Annotated in this window: 14 protein-coding genes; 6 read left to right on the forward strand and 8 right to left on the reverse strand. The window is 53.9% G+C overall.

Features of this window, described 5'->3' with window-relative positions:
- Positions 1-5 precede the first annotated feature (5 nt).
- The 5 genes from RCCS2_RS08970 to RCCS2_RS08990 form a co-directional block, all read right to left on the reverse strand.
- Positions 6-947 carry a phosphatidate cytidylyltransferase gene (locus RCCS2_RS08970; RefSeq protein ID WP_008233459.1) on the reverse strand — a complete coding sequence of 314 codons (942 nt, stop codon included), beginning with the start codon at positions 945-947 and terminating at the stop codon, positions 6-8.
- A complete protein-coding gene (locus RCCS2_RS08975; RefSeq protein ID WP_008233462.1) occupies positions 944-1,585 on the reverse strand; it encodes a lysophospholipid acyltransferase family protein in 642 nt (213 codons plus the stop codon). Before RCCS2_RS08975 ends, RCCS2_RS08970 begins: the two co-directional genes overlap by 4 nt.
- Before the next feature lie 85 nt (positions 1,586-1,670).
- Positions 1,671-1,949, reverse strand: coding sequence for a hypothetical protein (locus tag RCCS2_RS08980; RefSeq protein WP_008233464.1), 279 nt, complete (start codon positions 1,947-1,949; stop codon positions 1,671-1,673).
- Between the two features lie 37 nt (positions 1,950-1,986).
- Positions 1,987-2,667 (reverse strand): PspA/IM30 family protein, encoded by a 681-nt coding sequence (locus RCCS2_RS08985; RefSeq protein WP_008233465.1) that lies wholly within the window; start codon positions 2,665-2,667, stop codon positions 1,987-1,989.
- 102 nt (positions 2,668-2,769) lie between these two features.
- Complete coding sequence (locus tag RCCS2_RS08990; protein WP_008233466.1) at positions 2,770-3,366, reverse strand: TetR/AcrR family transcriptional regulator; 597 nt, start codon at positions 3,364-3,366, stop codon at positions 2,770-2,772.
- A gap of 582 nt (positions 3,367-3,948) precedes the next feature.
- Between RCCS2_RS08990 and RCCS2_RS08995 the strand changes: the two genes are divergently transcribed.
- The 5 genes from RCCS2_RS08995 (at position 3,949) to RCCS2_RS09015 (ending at position 9,054) form a co-directional block, all read left to right on the forward strand.
- A complete protein-coding gene (locus RCCS2_RS08995) occupies positions 3,949-4,734 on the forward strand; it encodes a hypothetical protein (protein ID WP_232204254.1) in 786 nt (261 codons plus the stop codon).
- 78 nt (positions 4,735-4,812) lie between these two features.
- Positions 4,813-6,888 carry a dynamin family protein gene (locus tag RCCS2_RS17905; RefSeq protein ID WP_198007025.1) on the forward strand — a complete coding sequence of 692 codons (2,076 nt, stop codon included), beginning with the start codon at positions 4,813-4,815 and terminating at the stop codon, positions 6,886-6,888.
- 2 nt (positions 6,889-6,890) lie between these two features.
- Positions 6,891-8,012, forward strand: coding sequence for a dynamin family protein (locus tag RCCS2_RS17910; protein WP_008233469.1), 1,122 nt, complete (start codon positions 6,891-6,893; stop codon positions 8,010-8,012).
- The gene (locus tag RCCS2_RS09010) at positions 7,963-8,442 is read left to right on the forward strand and encodes a roadblock/LC7 domain-containing protein (RefSeq protein WP_198007026.1); all 480 of its coding nucleotides are present in this window, start codon (positions 7,963-7,965) and stop codon (positions 8,440-8,442) included. The genes RCCS2_RS17910 and RCCS2_RS09010 overlap by 50 nt, the downstream gene beginning before the upstream one ends.
- A gap of 66 nt (positions 8,443-8,508) precedes the next feature.
- On the forward strand, positions 8,509-9,054 hold the full coding sequence (locus RCCS2_RS09015; protein ID WP_008233475.1) for a PAS domain-containing protein: 546 nt from the start codon (positions 8,509-8,511) through the stop codon (positions 9,052-9,054).
- A gap of 238 nt (positions 9,055-9,292) precedes the next feature.
- Here RCCS2_RS09015 and RCCS2_RS09020 read toward each other — a convergent pair whose 3' ends face one another.
- A complete protein-coding gene (locus RCCS2_RS09020; protein WP_008233478.1) occupies positions 9,293-10,522 on the reverse strand; it encodes a mandelate racemase/muconate lactonizing enzyme family protein in 1,230 nt (409 codons plus the stop codon).
- 30 nt (positions 10,523-10,552) lie between these two features.
- Here RCCS2_RS09020 and RCCS2_RS09025 point away from each other — a divergent pair, with 30 nt between their 5' ends.
- Positions 10,553-10,993: a GNAT family N-acetyltransferase gene (locus RCCS2_RS09025; protein ID WP_008233480.1), complete on the forward strand. Its 441-nt coding sequence runs from the start codon at positions 10,553-10,555 to the stop codon at positions 10,991-10,993.
- A gap of 33 nt (positions 10,994-11,026) precedes the next feature.
- Here RCCS2_RS09025 and RCCS2_RS09030 read toward each other — a convergent pair whose 3' ends face one another.
- Positions 11,027-12,106 carry a zinc-binding dehydrogenase gene (locus RCCS2_RS09030; protein WP_037293800.1) on the reverse strand — a complete coding sequence of 360 codons (1,080 nt, stop codon included), beginning with the start codon at positions 12,104-12,106 and terminating at the stop codon, positions 11,027-11,029.
- Between the two features lie 75 nt (positions 12,107-12,181).
- Positions 12,182-13,399, reverse strand: coding sequence for a TCR/Tet family MFS transporter (locus RCCS2_RS09035; RefSeq protein WP_008233484.1), 1,218 nt, complete (start codon positions 13,397-13,399; stop codon positions 12,182-12,184).
- Positions 13,400-13,410: the final 11 nt, after the last annotated feature.

Below are 13,410 nucleotides of genomic sequence, written 5' to 3' on the forward strand. Positions count from 1 at the left end.
ACCCGCTACGTATAGAAATACTTGGTCAGGTGGTAGAAAATTGGGGCAGCAAAGATCACACTGTCAAGCTGGTCAACAAAGCCGCCCTGACCGGGGATCAGATGCGACCAGTCTTTGACCCCCCGGTCGCGCTTGATTGATGCGACGACCAGACTGCCGAACATGCCCACCAATGACGCCGTGCCTGCCATGGCCATGGCCCCGAAGACGCCAAAGGGTGTGATCCAGTTCAGCAGCGCGCCAACCAGCATCGCAGACCCAACGCCGCAAAGCACACCTTCCCATGTTTTAGGCGACAGACCCGGTGCAATTTGCGTGCGCCCTACCCGGCGACCAAAAAAGTATTCCAGCAGGTCGCCAAACTGCACGACCATGACAAGGAACGCGACCAGTAGTAGCGAACGGTCACCATATCCACTGATATCAAGGTTCATCAGTGCAGGCACATGGCTGACACAGAATACTGCAATCATCAGCGCCCATTGCGTTTCGGCGACCCGCATCAGAAAGCGATCAGGATTGCCGCGTAGGGCAGACACAATCGGCAAGAGCAGGAAGGCGTAGACCGGGATGAAAATGGAATAGAGCCCATCCCAGCCAAGACCGACAAAAACATATTGCAGTGGCAAAACTGCAAAAAACCCAAGGGCCAGCGACAGGTGATCCGCCTGTGCTTTGGTGGTCAGTGTCAGGAATTCGCGCAACGCGGCGAAGGACGCAAAGGCGAAAAGCACCATCACCCCGATCCGGCCCATCAGCAGGGCAAAACCCACAAACGCCACCATGCCCCACCAGCTTTGCACGCGGGTCATGTAGGTATCTAGGACAGGATTGTTGAAACCGGGGTCTTCACGGGCGCGCAGCACTTCGCCCAGAAACGTCAGCGCAATCAGGATACCGAAACTGCCGATGGTTAGCAGCAGGATGTCTGTCATCGTGTCGGTCATGTCCGCACCTCTGGGCGCTGGGCCAATAGGGCGTCGGACGCACGTTTAAGAAAGTCATCCTTGCTTTCGTCGTCGCGCACATGGATCGGTTCGCCGAAGGTGACCGTGCAAATCAAGGGTAGGGGAATGATTTCGCCTTTGGGCATAATCTCGGTCAGGTTGGCGACCCATGTGGGGACCAGATCAACCTCTGGCCGGGCGACCCCCATGTTATAAAGCCCTGCTTTGAACGGCAGTAACGGATCATCGGTCATATTGCGGTTGCCTTCGGGAAAGATGATCAGCGATGACCCTTCGTCGAGCGCCGCAATAATCTTATCCATCGGTTTGTCTTTCACCTCTGGTCGGCGGTCGACCAGGACACAGTTAAAAACCTCGGGGCCGACAAATGCGCGTATCTTGTTTTTCAGCCAGTAATCCGCCGCCGCCACCGGGCGGACCGTGCGCCGCATGGATGGCGGCAGGACCGACCAGATCATCGGCATATCGGCGTTGCTGGTGTGGTTGGCGAAATAGACGCGTTGGCGCGGGACCGGTTCGATCCCTTTCCAGTCGGCGCGCACCGCCGTAATGGCGCGGGCGAAGATACGGATGGATTGCCCAACGATCCGGGCTGCAAACTGACGCAAGAATTTCATGGAACCAACTTTGGCGAAGGGAGGGACAATTGAAAAGCAAAAAGCCCCGCCCCCGGGGAAAGGGGCAGGGCAATTATGTCGGTGATCAGAGGGGTTCGCCGACATAATCCTCTAGCAGTTTTTCGTTCTTGGCGGCCTCCAAGCGCTGAATGCGATCTTCTGACATACGCTCATCGAAGCGGTATTTGACGAAGTTCACCAGTGACAGGGTCAGCATCATAACGGAGATGGCCCAGAACCCTTTGGTTGACAGTGGCACATCGGTTGACAGCCAGAGCGAGATACCGAGCATCGCGTAGGCGACACCTACACCCAGCAGGTTGACGAACATGATCAGGCCGTTGTCGGATTTATTGTTAAACATTGGATTTTCCTTTCAAGAGGGGGGATGTGTAGAGGGTTTATTTCTTGTTTGATTTCAGGCGGGCCAGCACATCATCGGCTGTGGCGCGGGTCGCGCTGCCAAAACCTGCGTCGGCCATGCGGTCGGTCAGGCTGTCGCCATCCAGATCGCTGTTGATCTCGGCCAGGATCTCGGTCCGCTCAAACGGGTCATCCTTGCCCAGCACACGGCTGATCAGTTCTTCAGCTTCTTCGACGCTGCCGTGTGTCACGCCAGTTTTGACCATCTGCACCTGAATATTTTGCTCACGGCGCACGGCACGGGCCTGAATGGCACCTTGTTTGAGGTCGATAATCCGGCGATGGCCGCTTTCGATCGATGTGCGCAAGCGCATGACTTTTTGGTCCAAGCGGTCAAGCGTCTCACTGCGGACGGTGAGTTCATTTTCCATGTTGGCAATGGCGCGGGCGGCCTCTTCGGCCATATCTTCGCGGTCATTGTCCAGCGCTTCTTTGGCGCGTTTGGTCAGGTCGCTGATACGGGTCTTCAGGGCGGCATGCTGCTTTTCCTCGGACCGCTGACGCTGGATCAGGCTGGCAAGGGTCGCTTTTGCGGCGCGCAGGCTGTTTTCGCTTTCGCGGATTTTCTGGTCGATCAACTCGATTGCAAAGGCATCACGCACGCGGTCTTCGGCGCGGGCGTTCTGACCGTTGATCAGTGTGGCAAGTGTCTTAAACATGGGTCTCTCCGTTTCATTTTAGTGCTTGAACAATGTTCATGAAATAGAGATAGCGAATCTGATTTCTTATTGCAAGAAAAATATTGAACATTGTTCAAATAACTACGGAGAGGCTGCAAACTGCCTTAAAACAAGGGCGATCATCCGGTCGATATATTCTGTTGAGACACCGGCGCTGGCCTCATCCAGCCCCAAAAGCACGATGCCATGCACAGAAGAGAACAGCGCGCGGGTCAGTAAGGCGAGTTCTTCGGCATCCCGGCCGGGGAAAATCACCGCCAACGGATCAGAGATATAAGTGAAAAGCTGTCCCATCTCTTGCAGATACCAATCGGGGGCCGCTTCACCCGGCGCGCGTTCAATATCAAAAAGGGCGCGCCAGCTCAGATGGTTACCCGCCGCAAACGCGTGATAGGCTTGCGCCATCACAATCAGCTGCTCGACGGGGTCCTCGGGGGCATCGGCCAACGCCTCGGCCACATCGGCCCCAAGCCGGTGAAATGTCCGCGCATTTACAGCCAGTGCCAGATCGGTCAGATCGCCGAAGACATTGTAGATGGCGCCGACGGCACAGCCTGCATCTTTGGCCAGATCACGGGCACGCAGGGCGCTGAGGCCGTCGTGCGCAATCGTTCGTTCGGCAATGAGGATCAGCTTGTCGCGTAGTTCCTGCCGCCGGATTTCGGTTTTTGTCGCCATGTCATCCTCATTTCAATGAACGCAGTTCAATGATAGGAGAGGTTGGCTGGGTTGGAAAGGTGTTCGGGACGTTTGACGAAAATATGGATCATGGGTGATCGTCCGCTATGCGGACAAACCGGACTTGTGCACGTGCGGCGTTTGCTCACGCAGAAAGATTTCGCCAGCGCAGCGTCAATCATACGACAATATAGCCGGATCATCGAACCGGTCATTTAAAACGGCCAACTTTGAATACATGCTGTCCAGTCTATTGCATTCGTTTTTCCAAAAGAGCGACACTCAAAATCAATGTGCACTCTTGACTCACTCAGAGGTGCTGGTCTGCGGATGGCTCGTAGAAGACTTGGGGTACGGCATGGGTATGATACTGGCTTCTGGAAGCTGTTTTTCTACAAACAACGGCAGGTAAGAGTCGTGAAACCGAAATCTGACCAACAACACTGGTAAGTTCTGTGGCAAGTAGTTAGTGCATTTTGCAATCTTTAAGTCGGTCCCAGAGTGAACAAACATTTGAACATCGAGTATTGGCCTGCTGTACAAGCATCGCAGATTGCGTCCGCGTCCGCGTTTTCAGACGATATGATCGACTGTATCTATCAGCATGACGATAGCCGTGATGCCTATGACGCCAGCGTCATTTCTGATTGCATAGCAATCTGGCGGACGATCGCCGTGCCTTTCGCGGTCAACCATCTTGTTTTGCAAGTCGATGACCAAGTCTATGCGGTATCCGGGCACGGTTCGCTCGCATTTCATGGACGTAGGTACATCAATCTTGGGCTGCTATTTAGGTCCTTGGGTGATTTCCCATTCGCAGCACCGACGGCATCGGTCGAAGAGCCTGATTCTTTGGACAATGGTAATCTATTCATTTGGCGGGTCTTGGAGCGCATTGCCCGCTGCGAGACGCCACGTCAACTGCGTTTTGAAATCGGTCAGAATGAGATTGTTTGCAGCGCTGATGCATCTGGCGTTCAAATCATGGCGGGCGCTGCCGATTTCGAGGAATTTGTGGATGTGTTGCGTGCTGGAGCAAAGTCAGGGCAGCAGTTGCGCTACAAGCTGAGTGATGGACAGCCGCCACCGCAACCCAGCACTATTGCGGACATTATCGGTGCTTTGGTCGGCCAGAAGGGTAATGATGAAGATAACTGGTCGGCGAAGCGAGGCTGCTGGCCGGCAGCGATGCCGCCCGGCGCGCACCTTGACCAGCTCCGTGCTGTTATGCAATTAGCCTCAAGTGCTGCAGCCAGAAACCTAGGTGGGGTAGGGGTTTCATTCAAAGGCTATAACGCTGACCGGACGCTTCAATGCGAAGGCAAGATTGACACCGAAGGTTCGGTGACGCTACGTAGCTTGTTATGATGTAAACTAGCCATACTTCGGTCACATAAATCACCTAAAGACCAGCAAAATAGTGTTACTATATGTATGAGTTGCGGCGTGTCTGAAGAAAAACCAATCGACATACATTTGCAGTTGCTGCAATCGTCTGAAAGATCTGACGGTGCCAATCTTCGTGCGGGGTTAGAGTGGCTGGATTCGCTGCTGTCTCGTTTGCAGGATTGTGCTGTGCCCGACGCAATGGCGCGCATCACCGATATGCAGCAGCTTATAAAAAAATTTCAAGTCCGCATTTCTCTCGTTGGGCAGGTGAAAGCTGGGAAAACTGCGCTGACAAATAGCCTTATCGGCAAGCCCGAGATGTTACCGTCCGACGTGAACCCTTGGACGTCCGTTGTCACATCCGTTCATATCAACACTCCCAAACCCCGAGATCACCGTGCGGTTTTCACATTCTTTTCGCAGGATGAGTGGAGTGAAATGGTGACGGGCGGCGGACGCTTGGGCGAGGTTGCACAACGGGCAAACTTTGATGAAGAGTTTGCGGAGGTCCAAGAGCAAATCACGGCAATGCAGACAGCCGCGGAGCGTCGTTTGGGCAAGAACTTCAAGTATCTTCTGGGGAGCACGCACAACTTTACAGGGTTTCACCCCGAACTGATCAAAAAATACGTTTGCCTTGGAGATGACGAAGGCGACACGGAGGGACGTTTTGCAGATGTAACCAAGTCGGCCGACTTGTTCATTGATGATCCTCACTATGCATTACCAACGGTGATCCGTGATACACCTGGGGTGAATGACCCGTTTCTGGTTCGCGAAACCGTGACGCTTGATAATCTTGCAGACTCGGATATTTGCGTCATTGTGCTAAGCGCACATCAGACTTTTACAACCGTTGATATCGCTTTGATGCGTATCCTGCTGGCGCTTCAGCACGATCAGATTGTTCTATTTATCAACCGCATTGACGAACTGAATGATCCAGATCGTCAAATTTCTGAAATTGATGCTTACGTTCGCCATACTTTAATTCAACAGGGGCTTCCTGAAGATTTGCCAATTGTTTTCGGGAGTGCGCTCTGGGCAAATGCTGCATCCTTTGGGGTCACGAAAGATGTCCTTGGCAACAGCATCGGCACCTTAGAAAAATTGGTTGATGATCGTTTGGAAAAGGATGGTCCCTCAACGCGACCAGCTGGAATGTCTGAGACGAATAGCACCAAGACCCATGATCTATCTGGTTTGGCCGAGCTCCAACATGTGATTGAGACCAAGGCAGTCAAAGCTTTTGGAGAACCTTTCCTTCAAAAGCTACGCACGCAAGCCTTTGACCTCTGCCAACAGTCTTCGGTATTGATGCGACAAGCACTCAATAATGCAACGCCAATCCGCAAGGATCTGGACGTCAACAAGCTTGTTGATCAGATGGATGGTTTGCTGTCAGAACTGGACACCGAATGTACCCGCGTGACAAAAAAATGCTCTGAAAAGATGTTGTTCGATATGTCGGCAATCTACCGCAATTTCATCTCGAACGAGACAAAAGCCCTTGAGGCCGTTTTGAGTAGCGGTGGAACAACGGGTGATTGGGATGCTGATACTGATGGTCTAAGACGTGCGCTTAACAAAACTTATCAGGATTTCAGTAAGAATGGGCAAATGTCGGTGCAGGAAATTTTTGCCACATCGGCAGCAAAAGTTGAAAGTTTTTATGCCAGTATCCTGGACGACGATAGCCAGTTGTTCTCAGTAACGCCTCCCACAGCGAATGAGGCACGTATGCCAACTTCGCTGATGCAATCGATGACGATTGATATAACAACAGGTTGGCTAGAAACTTGGTTTACGAAGAAGCTGAATAAGTCAGCATTTGCCAAGCGTATGGCAGATATCGTGTCCGACGATATGCGGACTACAATCCACGATATGCGCGAAATCTACATTGTAGATTTCATCAAGGTTGCTCGCTTACAACTGCATGACTTTCTTGCAAGCCACATGCAGACTTTGCAAGGATTGTCAGTGCTTGATGGTGACAAGCAGAAATCGGCAATGCGTCAGAAGCTGGGCGTCGATGCCGAAGTAAATAGCCGGTTGTTGGAGATTGCCGAAATTGAAGCTGCGCTAGTGAACGGTCCTTCAATAATCCCAGATATTGAGACCACTGGCTGACGATGCGGAAGGCAAATCAAGTAAGCGATATCGCCAAGCAGCACATGGCGGCATGGCATAGCCAACGTCCAAGTTTCGCGCTGATGGGCGAGTTCAGCTCTGGCAAATCTACGCTGCTGAATATGCTGATTGGCCGCCCGGTTTTGCCCGCCAAAGTGACAGTCACTAAATTGCCGGTGATTTGGATGACCTTTGGTGCATTGTCTGCATGCGAGGGCCTTACCCAGGAAGGGCAATTACACGAGCTTGATAGTACAAAGCCCGATGTGGACTTATGGGATCAATACCTCGTTGTTCGTATGACCTTGGATGCGCCGATGCTACAGTATTGCGACGTCATTGATACGCCAGGGATTTCTGATCCAAGGCTTGCAGCAGGATCGTTGAAATTCATCGCAGAGTTTATGGATTTTGCGATCTGGTGCACTGCTGCAAATCAAGCGTGGCGACAATCGGAAAAATCTGCGTGGAAATCTCTGCCCAAACGGCTGCGTGATAATAGCATTTTGGCCATTACACGGGCTGACCAACTGGCATCTTCAACCGACCTTGATAAAGTTACCAAACGCTTGGTGACTGAAACCACTGGCTTGTTCAACGCAATGTGTCCAATTGCATCACATCGTGCCATGGACGCCGCCGAAATGGGACAGGTCACTGACCCTGCCAGTTGGAATGCAAGTGGCGGTGAAACACTGTTGGCTGCGATCAAATCATCAATCAATGTTGCACAGCAGATCTGGGACACCCGTGAAGCTGTTGCGCCTCCAGTTGAAGCCACTAACACTGCAACTGACCAAAGGCCAAAAGATGTACCGGATGAGGCGCGGGAAGCATATGTGAAAACCGCCTCCGCGCAGAGCATTGCAGCTAGTCTTAGTGCGGCGGTATCACAAATTAGGCAACCGATCTCGAAAGACATAGTTTTGGCCACAGTTGGCCAAGTTCGGGACGTATTATTGCACGATCAACAACTTGATGATGCGCATGCTGAGGTCTTGGCATCGTGTTTGTCGGTAAACGGTTCAGACAGTCTCGATTATGCGAGGGTGCTTACGCAAGTGGAGCAAGAAGTTGAAGATTTTGCAAAAGGCGCTTGGTGCTATCTGGCTTCAGAAGGATGAAGAAGAACCTCAGCCGAAGACTGCATCAGTCGAAAACGAAATTGACAATAAAATTGAAGTAAGTAAGGACGAACACATGGCAATTGATATCTCTGGCCTCAGCGCCATTGGCGGCTTCATCGGGGCATGCTTGGTAGATAGTGAAACTGGGCTGATGATGGCCTCTGAGGGCGGCGGCAAGCTGGACCTCGAAGCAGCAGGTGCCGCAAACACCGAAGTTGTGAAGGCAAAACTGAACGCAATCGAAATGCTTGGCTTGAATGACAGCATTGACGACATCCTGATCACACTGGGCAAGCAGTTTCACCTGATCCGTCCAATGGAAAAAACTCCAACGGTCTTCTTGTATGTCGCACTTGACAAGAAAGCTGCTAACTTAGGCATGGCCCGCGTTCAGGTTAAAAATGTTGAGAAAACACTTAGCATCTAAGCCGAAATACACGTAAAGGAGATGCGGGCAAACCATGCCTGCATTTTCCACGGCAGGTAGTAATTTATGTCTTCAATCGATGTCCCACAGGTCATTCATGACTTTTTTGAAGCGTCACAGATTCCTTTGGCACTCAGCGACCCAAACTTGCCAGAAGATTCACTCATCCTAGCCAATAGCCCGTTCTATCGCATGACAGGCTTTGGTCCGACTGAAGCTCTGGGAAAGAATTGCCGGTTCTTGCAAGGTCCGAATACCCAAAAGCATGTGCGAAAGACTATTGCTGGCGACTTGATGGCAAATCGCGACAGCCAAGTGCTTATCCGCAATTATCGAAAGTCTGGTGAACAGTTCGACAACTTCTTGTTTATCTTTACAATTTTGGACTCAAAGGGCGCGCCACTATTCCGCATTGGATCCCAGTTTGAAGTGCCCCATATTGACAGAAATCCAAAATTTGAGGCGCACACCACAGCGCTCCGCGCAGGATTCGAGAAGATCAACACCAACGCCGATATTGCGCAGCAGCAACTGGTCGATACCGGTGCGTTGGTCGGTTTGACGGTTAAGAAGTTGCTGACTGCACGATTGGATGCGCTGAAGTACGTTTAGCGCTGAACCGACTTGCCGAAAAGGACACGTCTGTTAGCGGCCTTAGAGCCTGACCAAACCGCGCTGTGATTTCCTCGAATGACGGGTTTCTTTGCCGCGATACAGCATACTGCTTCTCGCGCGCGCGGCATTTTTCATGCTGCGAGCGCACGCAGGAAGATTTAAGCACTTCCGGTGTGGGCTCAAAGCTGCCTTCCATATGCCTAAGCCGGATACGGTCGAACTTCGTACCGTCTGCCTACCTTTTCACCGGAGCACCACCCGCAAAACTGTTCACACCATGGTATCCGATTGGCTCCTCCTGCATTTGCAGGTGCAGCCCATCCCCCTCGTACGGGTGCGCGCGTGCGAGGTCTTCGTCAACGTCGATCCCAAGACCGGGGGCGGTTGGGACGGGGATATAGCCGTTCTCTACACGCAGACTGCCTTTGATCAGATCGTTGTGGAACGGCGTTTCAATCGTCTCGGCCATCAGGATGTTGGGGATAGAGGCCGCAAGCTGAATGTTTGCCGCCCATTCCACCGGGCCTGCATAAAGGTGTGGGGCTATCTGTGCGTTATAGACCTCGGCCAATGCCGCGATTTTTTTGGTTTCCCAGATGCCACCGGACCGTCCCAGCGCAGGTTGCAGGATCGTGGCCGCACCTGACCGCAGGACCGGCGCGAATTCGGCCTTGGTTGTTAGCCGTTCGCCGGTGGCGACGGGAATATTCACCGCCCTCGCCACCTTGGCCATTTCAGCCACGTTGTCGGGCGGGATCGGTTCTTCGTACCAAAGCGGGCTGTAGGGCTCCAGCGCTTTACCCAGCCGGATGGCACCGCCCGTACTGAACTGCCCATGGGTGCCAAACAGCAGATCGGTCCGGTCGCCCACCGCCTCGCGGATCGTTTTGCAGAAGGCAACCGATAGCGAAATATCATGCATCGACGGCATATGCCCGCCGCGGATGGTGTAGGGGCCGGCGGGGTCGAATTTGACGGCGGTATAGCCTTTCTCGACCATATCAAGCGCCACTTCTGCCGCCATATCGGGGCTTGCCCAGAAGTCTGGCAGTGGATGTGTCGGGCGGGGGTAAAGGTAGGTATAGGCGCGGATGCGATCATTCATGCGCCCGCCGATCAGGGCGTGCACGGGTCGGTCACGGTCTTTGCCCAAAATGTCCCAACACGCCATTTCCAGCCCGGACCATGCGCCGATGACTGTCAGGTCGGGGCGCTGCGTGAAACCCGCAGAATAGACCCGGCGGAACATCAATTCGATGTTTTCGGGGTTCTCGCCAGCCATATGGCGTGCGAATACATCAGTGATCACGGCCTTCATCGCCTCTGGCCCGATGGAAGAGGCATAGCATTCGCCGTAGCCCACGATACCGGTATCTGTCGTCACTTTTGGGATGATCCAATAACGCCCACCCCAGCCGGGGGCGGGTGGGGCCGTGACAATGATATCAAGATCGGCGAGTTTCATGAATGTGATCTTCCAACAGGGGGCATTTATATGGCCGAGACAATCACGCTTCGCCACTTGGGTCCAGCAGATCTGAAGATCCTTCTTGGCGTCAAAGAGGGGCTTTTCGATCACGCGATACGACCTGATCAGGCAGAGGCATTCTTGGCCGATCCCCTGCATGAGATCGTCTTGGCGTTCGATAAAGCCGAAGTTGTGGGGATGGCCAGCGGGCAGGTGATGCTGCATCCAGACAAAGCGCCTGCGTTCTTTATCGCCGAGGTGGGGGTACGGGATGCCTATTTGCGGCAGGGTATTGCTAAGCGGATGTGTGTCAGGCTTTGCGATGTTGCCCGCGCGCGCGGGTGCGATGCAATTTGGCTGGCAACGGAGGAAAGCAATGCGCCTGCCCGTGCGCTTTACCAGTCATTGGATGCAAGAGCGGTCCAAGGCGTTGTCGTTTATGACTGGAAGGATGCAATGGACGCGTAAGGTGGATCATGATCCACCTTATCAGCGGGTCAGTCAGTCAAACACAATCACATTGCGCTTGGCTGATCCGGTTTTCGTATCCGCAATCGCTTCGTTGATTTGATCCAGCGACCAGCGTCCCGAAATCAATTCATCCAGCTTCAAACGCCCCTGTTCGTAAAGGTCCACCATCCACGGAATATCTCGCGCAATGACCACATCGCCCATTTTGGACCCGACCATACCTTGCCCGGTCGCGGCCAGCATCACCGGCTCATAAGATGACCGCGCGCCCGAATGCGGCATGCCGACCATGATCACCTTGCCACCGTTTGCCAGATACTGCGGCGCCATATCATAGGCCGGGATCGCGCCGACGGTGACAAAGACCGCATCGGCCCCGCGCCCCATGGCCTTTTTGGCAAGCCGCCATGGTTTCTCTGCGGTGGTCAGCACACCATCGGTTGCGCCAAATTCCTTGGCAATCGCAAGCTTTTCTTCAGACATATCTACCGCAATAATACGGCGTGCCCCCGCGATCCGCGCCCCTTGAATTGCGTTCAGTCCCACACCACCCGCGCCAATCACCACCACATCCTGTCCGGCGCGCAGATGTGCTGCGTTAACCACGGCACCAACCCCGGTGATCACACCGCAAGCCAAAAGCGACGCAGCCTCCATGGATATTCTGTCGGAAAGCTTCACTACTTGGCTTTGGTCGACCACAACCCGCTCGGCAAAGCCGCCTGTGTGCATCGCCTGATGCATTGCCTCACCGTTCTTGCCTTTGATCGGACCGCTTGCCATATCGCTCTCGCATGCAACCGGGCTGCCACCCGCACAAGATGGGCAGGTGCCGCAAGCCCGGATCAGCGTCACAACCACCGGATCGCCCACCGTGACACCACGCACACCATCGCCAACCGCGGTGATGTGCCCGGCCGCTTCATGGCCGTAAACTGCTGGCAATATGCCACCCCATGCCCCGTCCATATAGGAAATGTCGGAATGGCAGATCGCGCAGGCTTTCAAAGTGACTTCGACCTCGCCTATGTCTGGCGCGGCAAGTGTCACCGTCTCAATGGTCAGAGGGGCGCCGAATTCACGGCAGACGGCGGCTTTGATATGTCTCATGGGGTTGTCCTTGGTGCGTGTCTTATCGGCGACCCTGCGGTGGGTTGGCGGCGCGTGCAAGTCAGAAAACGGCGTTCAGGTGACGCGCGCGCGCTTTGGCCTTGGCGTTTGCATGAAAACAATGATGCAGCCAATGGTCAGCAGGGCCGATAACAGGAAGGGTGCACCGGGCAGATAGAAGGGCGCATTGGCAGAGGTAAAGAACCAAAAGGTCTGCGTGACCATCAAGGGGGCGATGATCGTCGCAACTGCGTTGATGGATGTAACCGTCCCTTGCAATTCGCCCTGCTGATCATCAGATGCCGTGCGGGACATGATCCCTTGCAAAGCTGGCCCTGCAATGGACCCGAAAGCTGTAAGCGGTGTCAGCGCCAGTGCAACCCAGCCATTTGTCACAAAGCCAAGGGCAACAAACGCCAGTACATCGACTGATAGCCCCAGGATTACCGCTTTGCGTTCCCCGATCCGGTTCAGGATCGGCCGGATCAACAATCCTTGCACTATGGCAATCCCAATCCCGAAAAGGCCAAGTGACAGGCCAATCATCCCCGGGCCCCAGTCGAAGCGTTCGGCCCCGAAATAGGCCCAGACGCCGGGATAGACGAAAAACGCGATCGTATAGAAAAAAGTGATCAGTAATAGCCGTTTTAGGCCGGGCAGTGATCCGATGTTCTTGAAAGCGCCCAATGGATTTGCCCGCCGCCATTCAAAGGGTCGTCGGATGCGGTCAGTCACTGTTTCGGGCAGAACGAAATAGCCAAAGATGGCGTTCGCCGCAGCAAGGCAAGCCGCAGCCCAAAACGGTGCGCGCGTGCCGTATTCGGCCAATACACCGCCGATCAATGGGCCAAGAACGAAACCCAAACCAAAGGCCGCCCCGATCAGACCAAAGTTGGCCGCTTTTTCATCAGGCTTGGAAATGTCGGCCATATAAGCAGCAGAGGTCGATTGCGTTGCGGCCGTGATCCCACCGATGATGCGCGCGATGACCAACAGCCAGATCGTGTGCGCCAGCGCCATCAACACATAATCAAACGCCATGATCACCAAGGATATGATCAGGATGGGCCTGCGCCCATACCGGTCAGACAGGCTCCCCAGTGTGGGGCCGAACAAAAACTGCATCGCGGCAAAAACAGTCGCCAGAATGCCGCCCCAGACCGCAGCGGCACCCAGCCCTTGTCCTTCGACCTCTTGGATCAGATCGGGCATCACGGGCATGATCAGCCCAATTCCCATGCTGTCCAGCATGACCGAGATCAGGATAAAAGTAACGGCAAGGCGTTTGTTCATCAGCGCAGGGT

This window comes from Roseobacter sp. CCS2, from assembly GCF_000169435.1.
Taxonomy (GTDB): Bacteria; Pseudomonadota; Alphaproteobacteria; order Rhodobacterales; family Rhodobacteraceae; genus Yoonia.